Origin of the sequence: Nonomuraea polychroma (assembly GCF_004011505.1) — a bacterium.
Lineage (GTDB): Bacteria > Actinomycetota > Actinomycetes > Streptosporangiales > Streptosporangiaceae > Nonomuraea > Nonomuraea polychroma.
On sequence record NZ_SAUN01000001.1, the window covers coordinates 4339986 to 4363538 of the forward strand.

Here is a 23553-nt window from a genome sequence, read left to right on the forward strand (position 1 = left end):
GAATCCTATGCCCACGCGCCGTGCCGTACTGGCCGCTGCTCTGACAGTGCTCGCCGCAGCCGGATGTTCCGGCTCCGGCTCCGGTGACAAGCAGGCCGAGCAGGACACCATCGTCGTCAGCACCTTCCCCTTCGGTGTGAAGGAGTTCGAGCAGGCGGTCGTCACTCCGTTCACCAAGCAGACGGGAATCAAGGTCGAACTGGACACCGGGTCCAACTCCGACCGGCTGTCGAAGCTGAAGCTCGCCAAGGGCGAGCCGGACGCGGACGTGGTGCTGATCTCCGACTACTTCGCCGCACTCGGGCAGAAGGACGGCCTCTTCCAGAAGGTCGACGTGCCCAACATCAAGGAACTCGCGCCGTTCGCGACCGAGGGCGCCTACGAGGGGCCGGCCTACACGCACCAGCTCAACGGGATCATCTACAACACGGGCAAGCTCAGCCAGAAGCAGGCCGCCGACTGGGAGCTGTTCGCGAACGCGGCGAACAAGGGAAAGGTCGCGCTCCCCGATATTTCGGTGACCGCCGGACAACTCATGATCTCGGGCGTGGGTGAGTCGTACGGCAAGGGCCCCTACGACATCGACACCTCGTTGAAGACCCTGGCCGGCTGGGCGCCGAACGTCCTGCAGTTCTACACCTCCTCGACCGAGGTCACGAACCTGCTGACCCAAGGCGAGATCGTCGCTGCCGACGCGCTGAGCGGCTTCGCCACCAAGCTGGTCACCTCGGGCGAGCCGATCGCCTGGACGGCTCCCGCCAAGGGCCGCTACATGGCGACCAACCGGGCGATGATCCCCAAGGGCGCGCGCAACCAGCAGGGAGCGGCGAAGTTCATCGACTACCTGCTGTCGGCCGAGGCGCAGAGCGCCATGGCGAAAGCTGTCGGTGACCTGCCCACGAACCCGAAGGCCGAGGTCCCGGCCGACATCGCCAAGGTGACGGGCGAGGCGGCGAAGGACCCCGTGGCCGCGGGGTTCAAGACCCTCGACCCCGCCCAGCTCGTCGACACCCGCGCCGCCTGGGTCGACCGCTTCACCCGCGAGGTGGCCGGCAAGTGAACCTCGACCTGATGCCCAAGGTCGATCTGCACTGCCACCTCATCGGCACCGTGCGCGCCTCGACCTTCGCCGAGCTGGCCAAACGGGAGGGGCTCGACCTGCCCGACACGCCCGAGCGGATCTACGCGGATGTGAACTCGCTTCCGCCGGACCCGGCGCTCTACCTGAACACCCGGATCCCGGTTCCGCAGGGCAGGAGCGCGGACGAGCCCCAGACCTCCTACTCGCTGTTCCAGGTGTCCTCGTGGGTCGTCCAGGTCCTGCGCGACCCTGACGATCTCACCCGAATCACCTATGAGGCCTTCGAGGACGCCCACCGGACCAGCGCGACCAGGCATCTCGAGCTCTCCTTCGACGCGCTGACCGAACATCAGGAGAAGCTGGGCTACGCCACGGTGATCGAGGCGTACGCCGAGGGCATCAGGATGGCAGAACGCGACTTCGGCATGTCGGGCAGGCTCATCGCGGCCATCGACCGGAGCAAGTCGGGTGAGGAGGCGCTCGCCTGGATACGTACGGTTGTGGACAACCCGCACGACTACGTGGCGGGGATCGGGCTGGACAACCTGGAGACCGCCGGGCCGCCCGAGCGGTTCGCGGCCGCCTTCCGGCTCGCCGGTGAGGCCGGGCTCCGCCGCACTGCTCATTCCTCCGAGCACGCGCCCGTCGCCGCCAACACGATCACCTGCCTCGACGTACTCGGGTGCGACCGGATCGACCACGGCTACTTCGTACTCGAGGACGACGAGGTGGTCGCCAGGGTCAGGGACGAGCAGATCCCGTTCACGGTCATCTCGACCACCTCGCGGCGCTCGTGGCGGCCGTGGCGGCGGGCGTCGATCGCGGCGATGCTCGAGGCCGGGCTCAACGTCATTCCCGCTTCCGACGACCCCGGGATGTTCCCGACGTCGCTGGCGAACGAGTATCGGATCCTCTCCGATCAGCTCGCTGTAGAAGATGCGCGGTTGCGTGCGATGGCGCTGGCCGGGGTGGAGGCGTGTTGGCTGCCGGAGCCCGAGAAGGACGCGCTGCGCACGCGCTTTGAGAGCGAACTCGCGAACATGGCGTAGTCGGGGCGGCCCCACCCCCTGCCGCGATGAGTTCCGGCCGGGTCGCGGGTCTGTTGTGGTAACCGTCGTAGGACGCGTCGTACGACGCTGCCCGGCACGAGACACCACGGAGGACACCATGACGACCACGCCGGACGACCCGACCACCGCGCTGCCCGGCCGCCCGCCCGTCGTCGACCTCGCCACCTGGCAGGCCGCCCGTGACGAGCTCCTGGTCCGCGAGAAGGCCCACACCCGCGAGGGCGACGCCATCGCCGCGGCCCGCCGCCGGCTGCCGATGGTGGAGCTCGACGGGACGGTCGAGGTCGTCGGACCCGACGGCCCGGTCCCGTTCCTGGACCTGTTCCAGGGCCGCGACGAGCTCGTGGTCTACAAGCACATGTGGTACGACGGCGCGCCGCACCAGGGGCAGTGCGAGGGCTGCACCACCACGGCCTGGCACCTGAAGGACGCCGTCTACCTCAATGCCCGCGGCGTCTCCTTCGCCATCCTGACCACGGGCCGCTGGGACGAGGTGTCCTCCTACGTCGAGTTCATGGGCTACACCCAGCCCTGGTACTCGGTACGCGACGTGGACGCGCCGGTCGGCGGCAGCATGGGGTACGTCACCTGCTTCCTGCGCGACGGCGAGCGCGTGTTCCTCACCTACTCCACGACGGGCCGTGGCAACGAGCGGGTCAACGGGTCCTTGGGCCTGCTCGACATGACGCCCTACGGCCGCGGTGAGGCGTGGGAGGACAACCCCGAGGGCTGGCCCGAGGGGCGCAGCCCGTGCTGGTCTTGGCGCTCGGACGCGGACGGGAACGCCACCTGGGGCCCGACCAGCCGCCCCGTACCGCAGTGGACCCGCCCCGGCGCGACCCCCGTGGAGACTCTCGGCCGGCACGGCCACCACCACTGACGCGCCTTCGTCGACAGCCCATCCACGAGCCGCCCGCTCCCCCAGATCGAACAGAGGTCAGGCCCACCAGTCTCCGACGACCTCGACGCCCTCGCTCTCGAGGGCGTCGTGCCACGCCGGGTCACGCAGCAGCCGCGCCTCCCAGGTACGCACGATGCCGTCCGGTCCCGTGACCGCGTCCTCGCAGGACGGGTGCAGGAACAACTCGCTCGTGCCCTCGGGAAGGGCTGCGAGCCGGCGGAGGTAATCGTCCCGCAGTCGCTCGTAGGAACCGAGCTCCTGTGCCCTCCGCCGGTTGGTCGCGATCGTCTGCGGGATGGACACGCCGAGTGCGTCGGCGAGGGCGACGGCGCGCTCGTGCGCTGCCGCGAGCTGCGGCGGGAGCGGCCCGCCGAAGTACGGCGCCGGGTCCCGGGGCAGCCGGAAGGCAAGGCCGTGGCGCGCACACCACTCGAGCGCCTCGGCGAGCCACGATCTGCCGTGCAGGCCGTAGAGGGTGCCGGCGTGGGAGTCGGCCGCCTCGGGCACAAGGCCCCGGTCGCACATCCAGTGCAGCTGTGCGTCCGCCTCCCGAATGACATCCTGGGCCTCGCCGCGGGCTCCGAGCGCCAGCGGATCGTCGCTGAGTGTCCCGTCCGGATCGACGAGGCTCGCCGCGCCGTTGAGGGGCCGCCAGCGCGGGACGCCGCGCTCGCTCGTGAGCGTCACATGCAGCCGCGGCACGACGCCGAGCTCCCCGACCCGGCGCACGACGTCTTCCGCGGCCGGCGAGACGCAGATGAGCGTCGTCGCGGAAACATGTCCCTCGGCGAGCAGTGCGAGGATGACCTCCGTCGTCCCGGGTTCCCGGCCGAGATCGTCGGCCGTGATCACGACGCGACGGGTCATCGGGGTCGCTCCACGGCGGACTCGTCCACGGGACCGGGGGGCGGCGGCTCGACCGGCTCAGCCGCCTCAGGCGGCGTCTCGATCGGGACGGAGATGAGCCGGGCCGCGACCGCGCCGATCGTCGTCAGCACGAACGGGTACACGCATAAGTACACCCGGAACGCGAGCCCGGGATCGGCGCCGGGGTCGGCGCCCGAGTTGTAGCCGAAGAACACGCCCAGCGACGTGAGCGCGAGTCCGGTCACGATCCCGTTGAGCCGGCCGAAGAAGCCGAACGCGGACAGGAAGAGCCCTTCCCGGTGCTCCCCGTTGCGCGCCGCGTCGGCGTCCAGCACACGCGCGACGATGAGGTCGTTCGTCGCGAGCATTCCCGACCACCCGGCCCCGACGACCACCCCCGCGGCGATCGCGGTGACGAGGTCGGTGGCGAAGAACAAGGCTGCGAAACCGGCCGCGAGCACCGCGAAGGCGAGCCGCCAGGTCCACAGGGCGCCGCGGCGTGCGACGACGCGCGTCCACACCACGAGTCCGCCCGCCGAGACGAGGATGACGATGCCCTGAAGGTAGAGAGCGTTTCCGACCGGGAGCCCGAGCGAGTAGCGGACGTAGAGCTGGATGCCCGAGAGCACGAGCGCCATGGCTATCCCGTAACAGGCGCCGGTGAGCCCGACCGTCCAGAACATCGGATTGCGCACGATCGACCACACGCTACGCAGCAGCGGCGGCCGCTCGCGCGTCGAGTAACGGGGGTTCTCGCGCATTCCGAGCGCCATGAACACGATCACGACGAGCGCGACCGCGCCATAGATGATGGCTGTGATCTGGAAGCCCTGGGTGGACTCCTCTGTGCCGAACACGTCCGTCGTGAGCACCGGGGTGACCGCGAGCGAGATCACGAGCGCCACGAGCTGGAAGCCCTGGCGCAGACCGTTGGCCACGGCGCGGTCGCGCTCCCGCGGGTACAGCTCGGGGAGCAGCGCGCCGTAGTTGGCGTTGAGCATCGAGTCGAACGCCTCACACAGGATCGCGAACACCGCGAACCAGAGCACGAGGCCGATGCCCTGCAAAGAGGTCGGCGCGGAGAAGAATGCGATCATGCAGGCCGCGAGCATCGGCGCGCCGACGAGCAGCCACGGCCGGCGCCGGCCGAACCGGCTCCGGGTGCGGTCGGACAGGTGGCCGAGCAGCGGGTTGTCGAGCGCGTCGATGACCGCGTACATCACCATGACCACGCCGTAAGCGCGAACGTCGAGCCCGAGAATGTCGACGTAGAAGAGGATCATCGATCCCTTGATCATGTTGATCGGGATGGAAGTGCCGAACATCCCGATGGCGTAGCGCCACGCGGGAGTCCGCCCCGGGCCGGAGGCCGTACCGGGCTGGGACACGCGATCACCTTCCTTGCTGAAGCCGACGCTGTGCGCGGCGTTACCTTCGCACTCGAAGGAGAACAGCGGGTGAAGCGGAGTCGTGCCGCGCCGGACGTCGACTGCCGGTCCGGTGTCAGTGATGCTGGTCTGCGATCCCCGGCACGTCAAGAACATGCCTGGTGGTCACCAGGCTGCGCGCGGCGAGGCGCCCTCACACGGACGCTCGTCGACGGTGATCGGCACCGAGGTGACCGCGCCGTCGGCCAGGCCGACCCGGTAGGCGCGCCACTCGTGGACGTACAGGAGGTGCTCGCCGGTCCCGTCGACGCTGAAGCGAAGGCTCAGCGAGGCGCCGGGCGGCGGTTCCGGCCGGGCCAGGACCTGCGCCGGCCCGCCCGCCACGGGGACGCGTTCGACGGTGTGCCCAGACGCGTAGATCAGCGCGCTGCCGTCAGGGGTGTGGGCCACCGAATGGATCGGCATGACGCCCGTGGCGTTCTTGATGATCCGGGACGCGGCGCCGTCCGGGTCGGTGCCCAGGCGGGCGAGGTCGAGCAAGGCGACGGCCCGGCCACCCAGCACGAAGCCGAGCGAGCGGCCGTCCGGGGCCCAGGAAAGGCCGCTCACCATCGAGTGCGTCAAACGTCCTCCAGTCCCGGCGCCGGCCGGTGGCGACGTCGAGGACGGATATCTTGGCGCCACCTCCGATGAGCGGCGTGGCGTAGGCCAGCCGGGTGCCGTCGGCGCTGAGGGCGAGGTCGGAGACCACCCTGAGGTCGTCGGGATCGGTCTGCGTGACAGGCACCGGCTTCTCGGGCGGGCGTTCATGACGGCGGCTGGACGGCCGTGAGGGACTCGGCATGACGGACGGGCACGGAATCGACATGTGGCGGCAATGGTGAAGATCACCAGGATCGAGACGTTCCTCGTGCCACCGCGGTGGCTGTTCTGCCGGGTCGAGACCGGCGACGGCGTGGCCGGCTGGGGCGAGCCGATCGTGGAGGGCCGCGCCGAGCCGGTCCGCGCCGCCGTTCACGTGCTGGCGGAGTACCTGATCGGGCGGGACCCGCTGCGCATCGAAGATCACTGGCAGGTCATGGCGAACGGCGGGTTCTACCGGGGCGGCCCGGTGCGCTCCAGCGCCTTGGCAGGCCTCGACCAGGCGCTGTGGGACATCGCGGGCAAGGCCTACGGCGCGCCGGTCCACGCGTTGCTCGGCGGGCCCGTACGGGATCGGGTCCGCGTGTATTCGTGGGTCGGCGGCGACGAGCCCGCCGAACTCGCCGAGGGCATCGGCGCCAGGCTCGAAGCCGGGTTCACCGCCGTCAAGATGAACGCCTCCGGTCGCATGCCCGCCCTCGCCACCGCCGCCGACATCGCGGGCGTGGTGGAACGGGTGGCGCTGGCCAGGGAGATCCTGGGCTCTGCCCGTGACCTGGCGGTGGACTTCCACGGCCGGGTCAGCGCGGCGGACGCCCGGCGGATCCTGCCGCTCATCGCGGAGTTCCAGCCGATGTTCGCCGAGGAGCCGGTGCTGCCGGACCGCCCGCACCTGTTGCCCGGCGTGGTGGCCGCCAGCAGCGTCCCGGTCGCCACCGGGGAGCGGCTGTACTCGCGGTGGGACTTCCGGGCCGCGCTGGAGGCGGGAGTGGCCGTGGTGCAGCCCGACCTGTCCCACGCCGGCGGCATCTCCGAGACGCGGCGGATCGCCGCACTCGCCGAGGTGTGGGACGCCAAGCTCGCCCCGCACTGCCCACTCGGCCCGCTCGCCCTCGCGGCCAGCCTCCAGGTCGCCTTCGCCACACCGAACTTCCTGATCCAGGAACAGTCCATCGGCCTGCACTACAACGGGGGCGCGGACTTGCTCGACTACGTGGCCGACCCGGCCGTGTTCCGCTTCACCGACGGGTACGTCTCCCGTCCGGAGGCGCCCGGGCTCGGGGTGGAGATCGACGAGGCCGCAGTCAGGCGCGCCGACCAGGCGGGACACGCATGGCGCAACCCGATCTGGCGGCACGACGACGGTGGGCCGGCCGAGTGGTGATTCCCCTGTCGGCGCGCTTCGACCTCGCCCGGGGAGGCCGGTGGACGTCGTTGTCCGGAGGCGGCCGCGAATGGTTGTGGTCACGGCCCGATCCCGCCAGGTCCGCGGTCGTCCCGGGATCGGCGTTCGTCGACGTCGGCGGTCTCGAAGAGTGCGTGCCCACGGTCCGTGGGCTGCCCGACCACGGTGACGCGTGGAGCCGCCCCTGGACGGGCGCCCCGGCCCGGAGCACGGTGAGCTGCGACGGATTCGAGCTGACCCGTACGATCGGCGACGAGGCCGGGGCGCTGGTGGCGACCTACCGGCTGAGCGCCGACCCGGGGTTCAGGTTCCTCTGGGCCGCTCACGCGCTGCTCGACCTCAGTGAGAAGGCGCGGCTCGTCGCTCCGGACGGAACGCCTGTGCGGATCTTCCCCGAGGCGGCAGTGCTGCTGGGTTCCGCCTGGCCGTACGGCGCCGCCCACCTGGACGGACGCTGGCCCGCGCCGTTCGGTCTCGAACTCGACCGGTTCGGCCCCGACGACGGCACGGCCGTGGGCGCCGTGCTGCGGTGCGCCGCCGTGCGGGTGGAGGACCAGGCCGACGTCCTCGACCTGCGGCTGGAAGCACCACCGGGAGTCCCCGTCAGTACCGCCCTGTGGCGTAATCTCGGCGGCTTTCCCGAACACGCGCCCTATCGCAGCGTCGGGGTGGAACCCATGCTCGGAGCCGTGTTCGACCTGGCGGAAGCCGGCCCCGGTGAGGCGGCGGTCGTCTCCTCGTCCGGTGACCTGACCTGGCGGCTCGTGGTGGCCGCGGAACGGATGAGCCGCTGACCGCACCCCGCGCGTGGACGGCCATCCAGTGGCAAGTGTCACATATCGCCGCACCATCCGGTCGTTGGTTGCGACAATGCAACCGAGCCGGGTGCGGGGTGACGATGAAGATCGGCTCACTGGCCAAGGCGCTTGACGATCGTGTCGGCGGCGCCGGTTTCCTGAACAAGGCGATGCGCAAGGCCTTCGCCAACCACTGGACCTTCCTGCTGGGCGAGATCGCCCTGTACGCCTTCGTGGTCGTCCTGGTCACCGGCGTGTTCCTCACGTTCTTCTTCAAGCCGTCCATGCAGGAGGTCGTCTACAACGGCGCCTACGTGCCGCTGCGCGGGGTGCGGATGAGCGAGGCGTACGCCTCCACCCTGGAGATCAGCTTTGAGGTCCGCGGCGGCCTGCTGATACGGCAGATGCACCACTGGGCCACGCTGATCTTCCTCGCCGGCATCGTGACGCACGCGCTGCGCAACTTCTTCACCGGTGCCTTCCGCAAGCCACGCGAGCTGAACTGGCTGATCGGCGTGGCCCTGTTCGGGCTGGTGATGCTCAACGGGCTGTTCGGCTACTCGCTGCCCGACGACCTGCTGTCCGGGGCCGGGCTGCGCATCCTGCACGGGGTCACGTTGTCGGTGCCGCTGGTGGGGACGTACCTGGCGGCCTTCCTGTTCGGCGGCGAGTTCCCCGGCGATGACATCATCTCCCGGCTGTACAGCATCCACGTGCTGCTGATCCCTGGGCTGTTGCTGCTGCTCATCCCGCTGCACGCGGTGGTGCTGACGTGGCGGCAGATGCACACGCAGTACCGGGCGAAAGGGCTGAACGAACGCTTGGTGAGAGGGGATCCGTTCTTCCCCGCGTTCCTGGCGAAAACGACGGCGTTCCTCCTGTGGGTGACCGGGGTGGTCGCGCTGATGGCCACGGTGTTCCAGGTCAACCCGATCTGGCTGTACGGGCCGTACGTGCCCAGCACGGTCAGCGCAGGCTCCCAGCCCGACTGGTACATGGGGTTCCTGGAGGGCGCGCTGCGGCTCATGCCGCCGTGGGAGTTCACCGTGTTCGGCTACACCGTGACCATGAGTGTGCTGATCCCCGCGCTGGCGGCGCCGGGGCTGCTGTTCGCCGGACTGGCGCTGTATCCGTTCGTGGAGCGGTGGGTCACTGGTGACCGGGCCGTGCACAACCTGCTCGACCGGCCGCGCGACGTGCCGACACGGACAGGCATCGGGGTCGCGGGAATCGTGTACTACGGGGTGCTGTGGACATCCGGGGGCAACGACGTGATCGCCTCCAACTTCCACATCTCCCTGAACGCGACGACGTGGATCTTCCGGGTGGCGATCGTGACAGGGCCTTTGCTGGCGTACGTGGTCACCCGGTGGATCTGCCTGGGGCTGCAAGCGCGCGACCGGCACACTGTCGAGCACGGCGTGGAGACCGGCGTGATCGTACGCGGGCCCGACGGCGGCTTCACCGAGGTCGAACGGCCGGCGACCGAGGAGGAGAAGGCGAGGCTCACGCCGCCCGCCCCCCAGGCCCCGCCGGCGTTGCCGCCGGTGAGCAACGGAGACGTCCCGCCGCCGGCCCAACACCGGATCCGAGAGGCGCTCCATCGCTCCTGGAGCAGCCGCTGAGCGCGCTCCACACGGTGGGAGTATCGGTCGGCTGCGTCCTGGCCCTCGCCCCGGCCCTGCTGCCCTCCGCACGTCCCACTAGGAGGTGGCCACACGTCGTCATGGCGCTCGGCATGGCGGCCGGGCATCTGGGTGGCTTGTTCCTCTGCGTCGCGGTGCTCGCGCTGCTGACCGCCGGCTGGCTCTGTGGCTCCTCCTCCCGCCGGGCGGAGACCGGTCATCACATCCAGGACTTCGTGGTCATGTCCATGCTCTTGGTGCTGACGGCGTTCGGCGGGCCCGTCGGCGCTTCGTCTGGGCACTCGCATGGAGGCGGTTCGCTGGCCACGGTGGCCCTCGTCATCGGGCTGGGCTGGACCTGCGCCCGGCTCATCCGCGTTATGCCCGAGCCGAGCGCGGATCGAAGGATGCTCAGCCAGGATGTGTGCTCGGCCGGGATGGCGGCCAGCATGGCTTTCATGGCCGCATTGGCCCTCTGATGCCGTCCGTCTGGGCGTGTAGGTCGTGCCGGCTGCGAAGCTCGGCGGAACCCCACGTGAACTGCGCTATTGACCGAGGTGTTGTCACACATCAGGGCGCTATCCGGTCTGAGCTGGTGCAAGGCCGGATCGAGCCGGCCGCGTCACGGAAGGAATACCGATGAGCACCGATCAAGCTCACGCTCACCACCTCGAGAACCCCGACAAGAGCGGGCCGCCGCCGAAGATCGACGTGGTCGCCACCGTGCCGGGGGCGCCGCCTGCGCCGGAGGGGGCCGAGGCGATGACGCTCCTGGTCACGTTGCCGCCGAACAGCCCTGGTGCGCCGCCTCACCGGCACTCGGGACCCGCGTACGGGTACGTGATCAAGGGCGCCGTCAACTTCGAGCTCGAAGGCGAACCCGCGCGGGTTCTCCGGCCTGGTGACGCGTTCTGGGAGCCCGGTGGGGACGTGATCCACTACCAGGACGGCAACCACCTCGCCGACGAGGAGTCGGCGTTCGTGGTGACGATGTTCTGCGCGCCTGGGCAGCCGATGTTGATCCCGGTCAGCGCGGAGGAGTTGGAAGCTCGGCGAGACCGTCGCGCACCGCAGTCATGACCAAGGTCTCGTTGACTGCGCTCGTTCGCGACCAGCTCACGCTTGCCCGTGAGGCGGACAGTGGTCGCAGTGCCACCACCGTCCATGGTGGGCGCGATCGTTCGCTGCGGCAGACCGTGATGGCGTTGCGGCAGGGCGAGCACATGCACGAACACGAGCACCCTGGCGAGGTCACGGTGCACGTACTGCACGGGCAGGTGCGGCTGGTCGCCGGGCCTGACTCGTGGGACGGACTGCCCGGCGATCTGCTCGTCATGCCCGAACGCCGCCACCGCGTCGAGGCTGTGCAGGACTGCGCGTTCCTGTTCAGCACCGCACGCTGACGGTGAGGAAGGCGGGAACCGGGTGTGGTTCCCGCCTTCAGCATTGCCCCGGGGGCGTCACAACAAGACCGGCTGTCCGGTCTTAGCTGTCGACACCGCGATGCCGCTGAAAGGCGTACCGATGAACAACCCGAACCTGTCCACGGAGCACGACTACAACGGCTCCGCGTTCAAACCGCTCTACGTCACGCGCGTCGCCGTGAACGGCGGCAGCTCCGACCACGGCCGGGCCACCGGCCAGGCCCGCTCCGCCGACGGCGCCCTCGCCCTCGAGCTGCGGATGCCCGAGGAACTGGGCGGCGACAACCCCGGCCCGAACCCCGAACAGCTCTTCGCCGCCGGATACGCCGCCTGCTTCCACGGTGCCCTGAGCCTGCTGGCCCGCCGGCACCTCCTCGATCCCGGACCGATCACCGTGGAGGCAACCGTCGCCTTCGGCCGCGACCCCTCGGACGGCGGCTACCAGCTACGCGCCGAGCTCGCCGTGACCTGGCCCGGAGTCGACCGCGGCACGGCCGGCCCGCTGCTCACCCAGGCGGCCGCGCTGTGCCCCTACGCCAAAATGACCCGCCACGGCATCCCCGCCACCATCAACCTCGCCTGCTGAGTGGGCACCTCCGCACCGGTCCATGATCATCAGTGGAGGTCACGGTTCCCGCGGCGATCCGCTCATCGGTCCAGACCATGCACGGATGAGTGCGGTCACAGTGTCGGCGGTGCGATCGAGGTAGCTGCGGCCATCGGGAAGCTGCGCCTCCGGGCTGATGTAGCTGTTCCGCCCGATGTGAGTGGCCGGGTCGAGCCGGTGCACCGTGATCTTTCCGGCGCGGCAGGCCCGGTTCCATCCACTGCGGCGGAACAGCCGCCACCGCTGAGGGAAGATCCAGGTGGCGACCCGCTCGATCCAGTCGCCGGCGCTGGTGAGCTGATACAGGTGTTGAGCGTGGGTGAGATCGTTGGCGCCGTTGTGGAACCCACCGAGAGTGATCAGCAGGAGCGGGGCACGCAGTTGGGTGTGCAGTTGTTCCACCGCGCCGGTGGCGACCTGCGCGCCGCCGCTGTAGCTGAGCAGCACCACGGGTATGCCGCTGTCGGACCGGTACCCGGCAAGGCGCAGCTGATTGGCGATCTGGGCGCCCACGGCGCGGTTGTACAGGGGACGGTACCGGTGGTCGGCGGCGACGAAGATCTGCATGACGTTGTGCAGGAACAGCAAGATCCCGATGTGGTGGCGGAGCCACTCCCACACAGGCCGGTTCACGAGCGGGTCGGCCAGCGGGGAGTAGGGCTGCACCTGACCCAGCACCCGTAGTTCGGGCGCTCCGGCGATCAGGGCCTTGACCAGCTGCCCCCCGTCGCGGGTGTCGCTGAAGCGACGTTTCCCGATGCCGTCCAGATAGACCAGGTAGGCGTCCGGAGGACGGTCGGGGTCCGCACCCCGGGCGTAGCGCATGCCTTGGGGAAGCTCGGTGGTGGGAGTCCGCCAGCCGGCGATGTAGGCCATCACCTCGTAGCGGGCGAGCAGAGCTTCGGCGAGCAGGACCGGGCCGAGCACCAGGACCAGGAGCGGGAACTCGGTCATGTGAGCAGCTCCCGCGTCCCGGTGGCGCTGATCTTCCCGACCAGGCGCCGGACCACATCGATGGCGGCGGCCAGCCCGACTCCGGCGACGGCCACGCAGCCCGCGGCAGCCCACCAGCCCAGCCCGGTCGTCGCGGCGAGCGGGGCGACGAGGCCGGCCCCGACGCCCACGAGGAGCAACAGGTGCAGCAGCGGCCCGAGCAGCGGGAACGCGAGGACGGCGGCGAGAAGCAGCGGTGCGGCCAGGTCGGGTGTCCAGGTCAACGCGGCGGCGACGCCGGGCAGTCGCGCGGACAGCACCAGCTCGGCAAGGGTCCACGCGGTCAGTGGCCACAGCGCGAACACAGCGCCCTCGGCCACGGCACCGGTCAGCAGGAGCCGGATCGCGTGGGACCGCGACACGCCGGGCCGGCGAGCCACCAGGGGCAGGATCCGCCCGGCGGACTCAGACAGCCCGGCGAGCAGCAGCAGGACGACGACGAGAGGTGACATCGCTCAGCGCTCCTGTGGCGAATCCGCCGGGGCCGGCCGGCTGACCCGGCCGACCCGGTGCAGGTAGCGCTCGAGTTCGTCGGCGGCGCGCAGATAGCCGCCGGCCTCGCGCTGGGCGATCTGCAAGGTGGCCGCCACGGCCTGGAAGCGCGGCTCGTTGAGCAGGCGTCGAGCGAGGGCGTTCACGGCTCCCGCGGCGGCGTCCTGGGTACGGATGGACAGGCCGGCGCCGAGCTCGACAACCCGCCGGGCCACCAGCGGCTGATCTGCGCCCTGGGGGACCACCAGCATCGGAACCCCGGCGTGCATGGCCTCGTTGACGCTGTTCATGCCCCCGTGAGTGACGAACAGCGCAGCGCGGGCCAGCACCTCTGGTTGCGGCACGAAGCGGCGAGCGAGCACATTGGCCGGCAGCGGATCCAGCGCGGCTGGATCGGTCTGTCCGGTGGAGATGATCACGGTGCCGCCGAGTGGTGCAAGCGCGGTGGCGAACTCGCGCAGCAGCTGCGGGCCGGCATCGAACACCGTGCCCACTGAGGCGTACAGCACCGGGGCTTGAAGCCGATCGGCCGGGAACGACGGGTCGGGTGAACGGGCGCCGAGGCTAGGGCCGACGAACTGGTAGGACTGGTCGAAGGCGTCGACGCCGGGCTGGAACGCGCGCGAGGTGAAGACCAGGTTGAGTGGCTGGCGTGCGTTCGCCAAGTCGAACAGTGGCAACCCACGGGTGTTGTAGCGGCGGTACAACTCCCACCGCGACCGCAGATAGCTCTGGGCATTGCGGGGCCGGGTCGCCGCCGCGGCCAGCAGCTCCCACGAGGCGCGAGTGGGGCTGGGGACATACCGATTGAACGCGAACGTGGTGAACGCCGCTGCCGCCGGCACGCCGAGTTCGCCGGCGGCGACCGCACCCCAGGGGCAGGCGGCGCCATGGACGATCAGGTCAGGCCGGACGCGACGCAGATCGGAAAGGACACCGGGCAGCAGAGCGACGGCGGCGCGCGCCAGCCCGTCCAGCATCGTGAGCGGCATCGGCGGATCGGGGAACGGTTGGTCACCCCCGGGGTAGAGGCACACGGTCGCACCGGTGTCCTCGATCTCCTTCGAGAAAGCGGGCGAGGTGTGATAGGTGACGGAGTGGCCACGACGAACCAGCTCGGCCACGACCGGCAGCGTCGGATTGATGTGCCCGTGCATGGCGATGTTGAGGAACGCGATGGTGCTCACTGGCTGCCCCCCGATACGGAGGCGGTCCATGCCTTGCCCGGGCCGGCCGATGTCTCAGGAGCACCGTCGACCCGATACAGGCCGGGTCCGCTGATGCGCAGCCCGTCGAGAAAGCGGCCCGCTGCGAGGGAAGCAGTGTTGATCAGCCGCCGGGAATGGCTGAAGTCCCAAGGGGAGGGCCAGGTGTCGATGCCGGTCGGCAGCACGACGGTCGGAATCTGTTGGGACACTTCGTGCAGGTCGCGCTCGATCTGATGGTGCCACAGGAGCAGTCCCGCCCTGGCGGCGACCGCGCCGGCCCGCCAGGGCGGGGTGGTCGGGCGGAGCGGCCAGTTCGTCGGCCCGATCGACAGCACCACTACGCTGGCCGCCCCTTCCTGCAGGGCCGCCCGTACCGGGACAAGAGCGATCACCCCGCCGTCGACCAGCGTCCGGCCTTCCCGATCCACCGGGGGCAGGACCCCTGGAATGGCCGCGCTGGCCAGCAGCGCGGACTCGAGATCTCCGTGGTCGAGCAGCGCCTGAGCGCCGGTGGCCAGATCCATGGCGACCGCGGTGAAGGGGATCTCCAACTGTTCGATCCGTGACGGCAGCCCGGCCCGGGCGATCAGCCCACGCAGGCCGCGATCAGTGCAGATACTGGCCCGCGAGGGCAGGTAGCCGAGCGGGAACACCTCACGGCGCCGCACATGGGTCCACACGTGATCCAGCCAGGGTGCGGCCTTGCCGGGATGGGCGGCCGCGATCGCTCCGTTGAGGGCGCCCACCGACGTTCCGATGATCAGATCCGGGACGAATCCCCGCTGCTCCAACGCGTACCCGATACCAACCTGCGCGGCCCCGAGCACTCCCCCGCCCCCTACCACCACCGCCACGGGCCGGGGAAGGGCGCTCAAGCCGACCGGCTTCGGGCCTTCGGCCGACCGGCTCGATGACGAGGGACGCGGCCTTTCGCCGCCCGTCATGCTTGCCGCTCCCCATAGCGGTGACCCCCCGGCGAGTCGCCCTCGGCGACGCCGTTGAGAGCCGAGGAGGCCGAGCTCCGGCGATACGTGATTCTCATGGGCTGCCCTCTCCATCTCGGCGCCTCGTCGGATTCATTCCTCAGCTAAGACAGGGCGGCCGCCCAATCTGTGACACGGATGGGGATGGATGCGCCGGGTCAGTTTCGGCGTGCGTCCCCGTCCGCGCCGGATGACCGGGCGGGCAGCGGTTCGATCAGGTCCTCCATGGTGCAGTCCAGGATGTCCAGCAGCGCCATCAACGTACGGAGGCTGAGCCGCTCCGGCTTCTCCGCCACCAGCCGGTACACCTGGCTCGGCGACAGGTCGATGCCGCGCTCGGCCAGCAGCGGACGTAGGTCGGTGGTGGAGAACATGCCGCGACCGGCCATGACCTCCCGCAGGCGCCACCGGTAGTCCATGCAGGTCATCTCGTGAGCCTCCCCGGCAGCGCTGGTCTTCGGCAGGGGCAGCGCCGTCCCATCACCGGTCATGCGATGCCTTGGAGCTGGTTACGAGAGGTAATGCCGAGCTTGGCGAAGACCTTCCGAAGGTGGTATTCGACGGTGCGAGGGCTGACGTACACGTGAGCGGCGATCTCCTTGTTCGTCATGCCCTGACGGGCCAGCCGCACGATCTGCTTTTCCTGCGGCGTGAGCTGGTCGACGGTTTCGACCGTACGCCTGCTGGCCATCTCTCCGGTCGCCACCAGCTCGCGCTCCGCCCGGCCGGCGAACCCGTCCATGCCCATGGCCATGAACAGCTCGTAGGCGGTGCGCAACTGCTCGCGCGCGTCGAGCCGGCGGCGCTCGCGGCGCAGCCATTCGCCGTAGACCAGGTGGGAGCGGGCGAGGTCGACGCGCATGCGGGTCCGCCGAAGCCGGTCGATAGCCGCGCGGTAGAGGTCTTCGGCTTCGTCGCCTTGGCTGAGCAGCGCCCGCGACCGGGCCTCGACCCCGAGAGCCCAGTCGGTTCCGCTCGCCTGAGTGGTCGCGACGAGTTGCTCGAGCGCTCGGGCGGCGAGCTCGCGCTCGCCGCTGTAGACCGCCGCCTCGACGAGCTCGGCCGGCGCCCAATGTGCCGCGGCACCCGGCGAGGGGTGGTACGCGCAGGCGCGTTCGGCGGCCGCCCGGGCTTCCTCGTGCCGGCCGAGGCCGTTGTGGAGAACGGCTCTCAGCCACTGGCTGACTGACACGGTGGATCCCTCGCCGTGGGATGCCGCCTCGCTCATCAGGGCATCGGCCAGGTGTTCCGTCTCGGCCTGCTGTCCCCGCCACGCTGCCACAGCGAGGGCGCCGCCCCCCGGCCCGTGGTATCCGAAGCAGGTCCGGACACCGGTCGCGGCGACGAGCGTCTGTATCTCCTCGTTCACCGACGCCGCCTCGTCCAGTTCGCCCTCGAAGGTGAGCCGTATGAGACGCGTGCACCACGCCAGGGGCAGCAGGGCGAGCGCGCCGGTGTCACGGACGAGACGGACGTGACGATCCGCCAGTTCGCGACTCGACCTGTCGTCCCACAGGGCCACGGCGATGATGTGGGCGGCCCATAGCCAGCGGGACTCCTCCGCGGCGGAGATGTCCTCGGTCAAGAAGAAGGCCAAGGCCCGCCGCATGGCCGGTGCCGCGCTCCGCGCGTCCTCCGTGAAGTGCCGGCCCAGGGCGTCGAGGAGGAGATCCGCGACCCGGGGGGTGGCGGGTGCGGGTGGCGCCGCACGGGTGGCCGCCGCGACGTCCACGAGGCCGGGGCCCTCGTCCGGGAGGGCGCAGATCGCGGCGGACAACGCTTGCAGATACGTGTCGCGAGCCAGTCCGGTGTCCAGGGGCTCGAACCGTCCGGCGGCCTTGAGCAGCATCGGCACGGCGGATCTGCCGGGATTCGAGGCGCTCGCGATCTCGGCGTGCAGGAGTTCCGCGTGGGCCAGTCGCAACTCGTCCAGCGGCCCGGCCTGGGCCGAGGCCAGCAGCACCAGGGCCGGCTCGGGGGCGCCGGCCAGGTGCTTGGCCCGTGCGGCGGCCAGCGCGCGCTCTGCCCGGCGCTGAGGGTCGGGCGTGAGCGCGGCCGCCCGCTCCAAGAAGGCGCCGACGGCCGCCAGGCCACCGCGCGCCTGCGCACGTGCGGCCGAGCGTTCGAGCTCCGCGGCGACCTCCTCGTCCGGCTGCGCGGTGCCGTGCGCGCGGTGCCAGGCACGCCGATCCGGATCGGCATCGGTCGCCTCCGCCAGCGCCAGGTGCACCCTCCGGCGTTCCTCCGGCAAGGCCGCCCGGTACACCGCTGAACGCGCCAGCGGATGCCGGAACCGCACGCGGACCCCGATGACGATCATGTCGTTCGCGGCGCCGATCACCGCCATACCGAGGCCGAGCCGCGCGGCCGCCCGCCAGACCAGCGCCGCGTCGCCGAGCGGGTCGGCGGCCGCCAGCAGCAACAGTCGCCGGGTGTGCGCGGGCATGCGTTCCAGCTGTCGCCGGAAGGCGTTCTCGATGCGGCCCGAAAGCGTCTGGGCTGTCGGCAGCCCGAACCCGCCCGCCAGTTCAGGACGGGTGAACTCACGCACCAGCTCCAGCAACGCCAGCGGGTTGCCACGGGCCTCGGCGGCCAGCCGATCCCGTACCTGCTCGTCCAGCGGGCCGGGGACCATCGAGCGCAGGAGCGCCCGGGCATCGCCGGCGGACAGGCCCGCGACGTCCATCACCGGCAGCCCGGACAGCTGCTCCATCTCGTCGGCGCCGCGTACCGCGAACACGCAAGCCACGGATTCCGCGACCAGCCGGCGCGCGACGAAGGCGAGCACCTGCGCCGAGGCGTGGTCCAGCCATTGGGCATCGTCGATCACGCACACCAGCGGACGCTCGTCGGCCGCCGCCGCGAGCAGGCTGAGGACGGCCAGGCCGAGAAGCAAGCGGTCCGGCGCCGGTCCGGCGCGTAGCCCGAACGCCGTGCCGAGCGCGTCGCGCTGTGGTCCCGGCAGGCCGTCCAGCAGGTCCAGCATCGGCGCGCAGAGCGAGTGCAGGGCCGCGAACGCGACCTCCATCTCCGACTGCACACCCGCGGCGCACACCACACGGCAACCAGAGGCCCTCTGGGTCAGGTGCTCCAGCAGCGCCGTCTTGCCCACTCCCGCCTCACCGCGCACCACCAGCGCCCGGCTCTGGCCGACGCGAACCGCGGCGAGCAGCCGGTCGAGCGCCTCGCACTCGGCCTGCCGGCCCAGCAGGCCGGCCTTTGTGCCGGAACGGTGAACCCTGCCGGGCAGACTCCTGACGCTGCCCAACGTCGGCAGTCCTCCGCCGTGTCCGCCCACGTCCCCGAGAAGCTCGAGGCTCGACTTGCCAAGCACCCCGGAATCACCCCCCACCACATCTCCCGAACCTTGACGTGTTCAAGAACGTACGAGTGGTTGAGGGGGGACTGCGTACGTAGGAGTACGTAATGGTGCGAGAACGTGCCCCGACGCCGTCCGTCCCCGGAGCCTGGCGGCCGGGCACGCGGGATCGGCGGCCGCCGCCCGCCCTCGTCAGAACGACCGTTCGGCCATCATGGCGGCGAGTTCGCTGCGCGACTTTACCCCGACCTTCGGGTAGATCCGATAGAGGTGGGTGGTGACCGTGCGCGGAGACAGGAACAGCCGTTCGGCGATCTCCCGGTTGCTCAGCCCGTCGGCCGCGAGCCGCGCGATCTGCTGCTCCTGCGGGGTCAGCGCGTCGATGGCGTCGATAGGCTTGCGCCGGGATTCGCCCGTGGCCCGCAGCTCGGCCCGTGCCCGTTCCGCCCACGGCGCCGCCCCCAGCGCGTCGAACGCGGCGGCCGCGGCGCGCAGCAGCGGCCGCGACTCCGCCGCCTGGCGTTGCCGGCGCAGCCATCCGCCGTACGTGAGCTGCAGGCGTGCCCGCTCGAACGGCCAGTCACGCAGGTCCGCGGCGATCGCGGCCTCGTACGCCGCCGCGTCGTCGGCCAGCACGGCTTCCGCGTAACGGAGCCCCGTGAGGAGGACGGGCAAGCGGCTCTGCGCGGCGATCGGGGTCAGCTCGGCCACCACGACGCCGACCTCGTCGAGCGCGCCGCAGTACACCGCCGCCTCGGCCAGGTGCCCGACAAGGTGGAAGCGCAGGTATGGGTGGTACGCGATGTCGCCTGCGTCGAACACCCGATACAGATGACTGAACGCCTCCTCGAACCGGCCGGAGGCGAGCGCGTTGATGCCGCGGATGCGTTGCGTCAGCGACAACATCGCATGCATGCCGGCCGTGAGCATCGTCTTCTCGCTGACATCCGCGATCTCGGTGGCGATCTCCTCGTTGCCGCGCAGCGCCTCGGCCATGCCCAGCTGGAGCCGGGCCTGCAGTGCCCAGACCGGCGCCCGGGTCTCGGTGGCCAGCGCCACGCACTCCGCCGCGGCCGACACGGCGGCCCTCGCGTCGCCGGCGGCGGCCGCGTTGTAGGCCAGGCTCGTGAGGGTCTGCGTCAGCATGCCGATCCGGCCTTGTGCCCGCAGCGCGTCCGCGCTCGCCTGCAGGAACGTGTTCGACAGGGCGTACGCGCCCAGCGCCGACGCCGCGAAGCCAAGGTCGCGCTGCTGCGGCGGGGTCAGGTCCAGCCGGGACCGCAACGCCGTCAATCCCTCGAGGCAGGACGCGCCGCGCTCGACGGGGGCGACCTGGGCCAGCGCGCAGAGCACCCGGGTGTCATCTTCCGGTGCGTCGATCTGCTCCGCGACGTGCACGAACCGGAGCCTGATGAGGTCGTCGGGGTTGGACCAGTAGAACCTCAGGCAAATACTGGTCAGAGCCTCAAGGGCCAGCTCGATGTCACCGGCGCGCCGGATGGTGTCAATGAGCTCGATGTAGACGCCCAGCCGCGCGCTGCCGGTCCAGCCGCTGCCGAGATACGTCTCGCGATACCAGGACAGCCGCGCCAGGTCCGCCGGGCGCAGCTGGGTCTCGTCCACCAATTCGAGCAGGCGGCGTGCCGCATTGGCGTCGCCTTGCTCATCTGCCGTCGTCGCGGCCCACAACAGCCGGCTGCCGCGCTCCTGCGGGTCCTCGCTCAGCTGCGCCGCCCGCTCCATCGCGGCCAGCGCGATCTCCGCGGCCTGCGCGTAGCGGGCCCGGATGGCCACGGCGGCCAGATCCGCGGCGAGGTTCTCGTCGGGGCCGGTCGCCGCGGCCGCGCGGTGCCACAACCGCCGATTGTCGTCAGCCACGACCGCTGCGAGGCAGGCGTGCGCCCGCCGCCGCTGCGCCGCGCTCGCCGACTGCTGCAGGGCCGAGCGCAACAGCGGGTGCCGGAACCGCAACCGGTATTGCTCGTCCACGCTGACCAGCCGGCTGACCACGGCCGGCTGCATGTCGTCGGCCGTGACCGGCCGATCTTCGAACTGGGATGCCGCCGCGAGCATCTCATCGAGGTCGTCGCCATCGTCCAACGCCGCCACGAGCAGCAGCGCGCGCGTCGCCGCAGGCAGTTCGCCGACCAGTCCGGCGAACGTCCGCTCCACCCGGGTGCTCAGCGGAAGGCGTGACGGCAGCAGCGCGGCGCCGCCGGAGCGGGCGGCCAGTCCGCCGAGCTCGACCAGTCCGAGGGGGTTGCCCGCCGACACGGCGAGCACGCGTGCGCGCAGGGCGGGCGAGAGACCGGGCGCGACCTGGTCGAGCAAGGTCCCGGCAGGATCGGCTTCCAGCGGCTCGAGCCGCAGCTCCGGCAGCGCGGCGGCGGCGAGGAGCCGGTCGACGTCCTCGCCGTCGCGCGCTGTCAGCACGAGCGCGACCGGGTCGGACTCCAGGCGCCGGGCGACGAAGGCCAGCACCTCCCAGCTCGCCCGGTCCAGCCAGTGGGCGTCCTCCACGGCCAGCAGGACCGGCTCCTCCAGACCGCCGAGCAGGTCGAGCACCTCGACGCCGACCCGGAACGGCGACTCGCCCTCGACCGCGCCGAACTCCGGCCGCAGCCGGCGGAACAGGTGCCCGACCCCGGCGTACGGCAGCTGCACCTCGGCCTGCACGCCCACGGTGGTCAGCGCCCGCATCCCGCGGACCTCGGCCAGCGCGCAGGCTTCCCGCCACAGCACGGACTTGCCGATCCCGGCCTCGCCCCGCACCACAAGTGCGCCACCGCGGTGCTGCGTGGCCTCATCCAGCACGGCGGTCAGCGCCTGGATCTGCGCCGCCCGCCCGACGATCACCCGGGGCCCCCGCCTGGCGCGCGCCGGACCGATCCTTGCGGCCGTCCCACCCCTCTGGCCACGCCCACCCCTTCCATCTGACGCGAGAATCATTCATCAGATGCAAGGAGCGGTGCAACACGAGCAGGTCACGCGGTATCTGGCAGCCCCCTGGGCCGCCGAGGATCGGCGCCGACGTCGTCGACTACGCGCGGGTTGTGGCCTCGTTCGCGGTGGTGCCGCCGGCCGGGCTCAGGGTTGACAGGGCGACACGTGGGTGGAGCATCCGGCTGTTCCGGTCACCCGCGGGATACGGTGACGTCGGCCTTCTCCATGGGCTGTGCGGGTGATTCGATGATCACAGGGCGCAGCCGTTACGCGGTCCGGCGTTCTCCGTTGCGCCGCCGTACCGGCTGGTGGCGGGCTGGTCGTCGGTCATGTACCGGCTCCTTTCCAGGGAGAAGATGGTCATCGGAAGATCACGTTGAGGGCGGTGACGAGCACCAGGGAGATTCCCGCAAGCTTCGCCGGCGCCTGGTACCAGGGCAGTCGTCCAGCACCTTGCGGGCGCCGTCGAAGCCCAGCTCATACAGGAGGGGCGGCTTCGATGTCGCCTCCGCCAGCTCCCACGCGACCGGCTCCAGGATGTGTCTGCTCATGATGTCTTTCCTTCGCTCGTGATTTCACAGTGCGTTGTTTCTCGGCAGAGGTCGCCGATGCTCACCGGCGCGACTCGGGTGGCACGTATTCGAAGGTGAGCCCGGCCGTGGTGCCGTCTTCGTCGGGCATCCGCATCAGGGCCTCGGCTTGCGCCTTGAGCGCGAACATGGTGCCGGTGGCGACCCCGAGCTGCTTCGGGCTGCCGTTGAAGGCCTGTTCGAGCTGGTTCAGGAGGGCGCAGTAGGTGTGGTTGAACTCTTCCTGGGCCGTGCGGATGGCGCTGCCCGCAGCGTAGTCGGACAGACGCGGGTTGGGCCGCATCGGGCGCACGGCGGCCAGGTTCACCAGGACCTCCTCGCCGGTGGGCCCGGACTGCGGGGTGTCGCCCCGCCGGTACCGCCGACCGGCCCTGAGTTCCTGGAAGCGGTAGTAGTGCGCGACCTCCTCCCGATCGGGGTGGAAGACGTCCTGGTCACCGTCCCAGACCTCACCGTGGGAGGTGCCTTCGCCCTGTTCGACGATCTCCCCCAGCGCCCCCAGAGCGGACTCCAGATCCTCGACCGCGAACAGCGCTCCTGCCGTGTGCCGGAAATGGGCGCCGCTCACCTGGCGAGCCGGATCGCCGCAGAAGACCTCGCGCTCGCCGAGCCGGTCGCACAGATCGCGCAGGCCCTGCTCGACCGCGTCGTAGAACTGCCCGATCGTCTCGTAGCCGTCGCCCTCGGCCGGAGCGCCGGGCGGCGCCGGCCGTTCCAGGCGCAGGAACATCTCCAGCGCTTCGGCGCCGAACGGCAGCAGCGACAGCTCCAGCTCACCGTGGGGCAGCCGCCGGGGATACGGCGGCAACATCTCCGGCGTGTCCAGCCGCGGCCGGCCGCCGACGGCGTTGAGCAGGTTGGCGGCCAGCGCCAGGTGCAGCATCTCTTCGACGAAGACGGTGCTCACCAATTCGACGGCATCCGGATTCCGTTCCGGGTCGAGCGAGTACAGCGCGCACAGGTACGGCGGCAAGGTCGCGTGTTCCAGCTCGATCGCCCACTGAAGGTGCTCACGAAGGCTGTCGAGGGTGTCGATCCGTGCGGCAGCAGGTCGCTGTGGTTCAAGGTATGTCATGAGTCTCCTGCCTCGGTTGTCGGAAGGAGCGTTTCGCCTCGCCCTCGGTCCTGAGCTCGTACGCGGCTCGAGTGGAGGTCCGGCAGACCGGCTGACCGCGCGAATTCAGGCGCGCGGAGATCTGGCGGCGCTCCGGACTCGCC

At 70.7% G+C, this 23553-nt stretch carries 22 protein-coding genes; 10 read left to right on the forward strand and 12 right to left on the reverse strand.

Translation table 11 applies throughout. The annotated features are described in order from the left end of the window. The first annotated feature begins 7 nt into the window (after window positions 1–7). From EDD27_RS19835 to EDD27_RS19845, 3 genes are all read left to right on the forward strand, one after another. The gene (locus EDD27_RS19835) at window positions 8–1060 is read left to right on the forward strand and encodes an ABC transporter substrate-binding protein (protein ID WP_127933733.1); all 1053 of its coding nucleotides are present in this window, start codon (window positions 8–10) and stop codon (window positions 1058–1060) included. Then, window positions 1057–2130, forward strand: a complete 1074-nt coding sequence (locus EDD27_RS19840) for an adenosine deaminase family protein (protein ID WP_206641526.1) — start codon at window positions 1057–1059, stop codon at window positions 2128–2130. Before EDD27_RS19835 ends, EDD27_RS19840 begins: the two co-directional genes overlap by 4 nt. Window positions 2131–2248: 118 nt before the next feature. Then, window positions 2249–3031, forward strand: coding sequence for a DUF899 domain-containing protein (locus EDD27_RS19845; protein ID WP_127933734.1), 783 nt, complete (start codon window positions 2249–2251; stop codon window positions 3029–3031). Between the two features lie 57 nt (window positions 3032–3088). Here EDD27_RS19845 and EDD27_RS19850 read toward each other — a convergent pair whose 3' ends face one another. The 3 genes from EDD27_RS19850 to EDD27_RS19860 all read right to left on the reverse strand — a co-directional run bounded on the left by EDD27_RS19850 (window position 3089) and on the right by EDD27_RS19860 (window position 5931). Continuing rightward, entirely contained in the window at window positions 3089–3919 is an 831-nt protein-coding gene (locus EDD27_RS19850; RefSeq protein ID WP_127933735.1) for a carbohydrate deacetylase, read from the reverse strand. After that, entirely contained in the window at window positions 3916–5307 is a 1392-nt protein-coding gene (locus EDD27_RS19855) for an MFS transporter (RefSeq protein WP_127933736.1), read from the reverse strand. The genes EDD27_RS19850 and EDD27_RS19855 overlap by 4 nt, the downstream gene beginning before the upstream one ends. Before the next feature lie 165 nt (window positions 5308–5472). Beyond that, entirely contained in the window at window positions 5473–5931 is a 459-nt protein-coding gene (locus EDD27_RS19860; protein ID WP_127933737.1) for a TolB-like translocation protein, read from the reverse strand. 253 nt (window positions 5932–6184) lie between these two features. On the opposite strand from EDD27_RS19860, the gene dgoD reads away from it, so the two are divergent. The 7 genes from dgoD to EDD27_RS19895 all read left to right on the forward strand — a co-directional run bounded on the left by dgoD (window position 6185) and on the right by EDD27_RS19895 (window position 11786). Continuing rightward, the gene (dgoD, locus tag EDD27_RS19865; protein WP_241564143.1) at window positions 6185–7333 is read left to right on the forward strand and encodes a galactonate dehydratase; all 1149 of its coding nucleotides are present in this window, start codon (window positions 6185–6187) and stop codon (window positions 7331–7333) included. Then, window positions 7327–8148 (forward strand): hypothetical protein, encoded by an 822-nt coding sequence (locus tag EDD27_RS19870; protein ID WP_206641527.1) that lies wholly within the window; start codon window positions 7327–7329, stop codon window positions 8146–8148. The genes dgoD and EDD27_RS19870 overlap by 7 nt, the downstream gene beginning before the upstream one ends. Window positions 8149–8252: 104 nt before the next feature. Further along, window positions 8253–9776, forward strand: a complete 1524-nt coding sequence (qcrB, locus tag EDD27_RS19875; protein ID WP_127940814.1) for a cytochrome bc1 complex cytochrome b subunit — start codon at window positions 8253–8255, stop codon at window positions 9774–9776. Window positions 9777–9877: 101 nt separating this feature from the next. Continuing rightward, window positions 9878–10255 (forward strand): hypothetical protein, encoded by a 378-nt coding sequence (locus EDD27_RS19880; RefSeq protein ID WP_127933738.1) that lies wholly within the window; start codon window positions 9878–9880, stop codon window positions 10253–10255. A 160-nt stretch (window positions 10256–10415) separates the two neighbouring features. Next, on the forward strand, window positions 10416–10856 hold the full coding sequence (locus tag EDD27_RS19885; protein ID WP_127933739.1) for a cupin domain-containing protein: 441 nt from the start codon (window positions 10416–10418) through the stop codon (window positions 10854–10856). A gap of 11 nt (window positions 10857–10867) precedes the next feature. Continuing rightward, window positions 10868–11179: a cupin domain-containing protein gene (locus tag EDD27_RS19890; RefSeq protein ID WP_241564144.1), complete on the forward strand. Its 312-nt coding sequence runs from the start codon at window positions 10868–10870 to the stop codon at window positions 11177–11179. Between the two features lie 121 nt (window positions 11180–11300). Beyond that, the gene (locus tag EDD27_RS19895) at window positions 11301–11786 is read left to right on the forward strand and encodes an Ohr family peroxiredoxin (RefSeq protein WP_127933741.1); all 486 of its coding nucleotides are present in this window, start codon (window positions 11301–11303) and stop codon (window positions 11784–11786) included. A 39-nt stretch (window positions 11787–11825) separates the two neighbouring features. On the opposite strand, the gene EDD27_RS19900 is transcribed toward EDD27_RS19895, so the two are convergent. From EDD27_RS19900 to EDD27_RS19940, 9 genes are all read right to left on the reverse strand, one after another. Continuing rightward, window positions 11826–12761, reverse strand: a complete 936-nt coding sequence (locus tag EDD27_RS19900; protein WP_127933742.1) for a hypothetical protein — start codon at window positions 12759–12761, stop codon at window positions 11826–11828. Continuing rightward, window positions 12758–13252 (reverse strand): hypothetical protein, encoded by a 495-nt coding sequence (locus EDD27_RS19905; protein ID WP_127933743.1) that lies wholly within the window; start codon window positions 13250–13252, stop codon window positions 12758–12760. The genes EDD27_RS19900 and EDD27_RS19905 overlap by 4 nt, the downstream gene beginning before the upstream one ends. 3 nt (window positions 13253–13255) lie before the next feature. Beyond that, the gene (locus EDD27_RS19910) at window positions 13256–14479 is read right to left on the reverse strand and encodes a macrolide family glycosyltransferase (RefSeq protein ID WP_127933744.1); all 1224 of its coding nucleotides are present in this window, start codon (window positions 14477–14479) and stop codon (window positions 13256–13258) included. Then, complete coding sequence (locus EDD27_RS19915; RefSeq protein WP_206641528.1) at window positions 14476–15375, reverse strand: patatin-like phospholipase family protein; 900 nt, start codon at window positions 15373–15375, stop codon at window positions 14476–14478. Before EDD27_RS19915 ends, EDD27_RS19910 begins: the two co-directional genes overlap by 4 nt. Before the next feature lie 266 nt (window positions 15376–15641). After that, complete coding sequence (locus EDD27_RS19920; RefSeq protein ID WP_241564145.1) at window positions 15642–15974, reverse strand: helix-turn-helix domain-containing protein; 333 nt, start codon at window positions 15972–15974, stop codon at window positions 15642–15644. Beyond that, entirely contained in the window at window positions 15971–18835 is a 2865-nt protein-coding gene (locus tag EDD27_RS19925; RefSeq protein ID WP_206641529.1) for a helix-turn-helix transcriptional regulator, read from the reverse strand. Before EDD27_RS19925 ends, EDD27_RS19920 begins: the two co-directional genes overlap by 4 nt. A 159-nt stretch (window positions 18836–18994) precedes the next feature. Then, entirely contained in the window at window positions 18995–21658 is a 2664-nt protein-coding gene (locus EDD27_RS19930; RefSeq protein ID WP_164903697.1) for a LuxR C-terminal-related transcriptional regulator, read from the reverse strand. Window positions 21659–22116: 458 nt separating this feature from the next. Beyond that, window positions 22117–22296, reverse strand: coding sequence for a hypothetical protein (locus EDD27_RS55610; RefSeq protein WP_206641530.1), 180 nt, complete (start codon window positions 22294–22296; stop codon window positions 22117–22119). A gap of 61 nt (window positions 22297–22357) precedes the next feature. Beyond that, window positions 22358–23410 (reverse strand): ferritin-like domain-containing protein, encoded by a 1053-nt coding sequence (locus EDD27_RS19940; RefSeq protein WP_127933747.1) that lies wholly within the window; start codon window positions 23408–23410, stop codon window positions 22358–22360. Window positions 23411–23553: the final 143 nt, after the last annotated feature.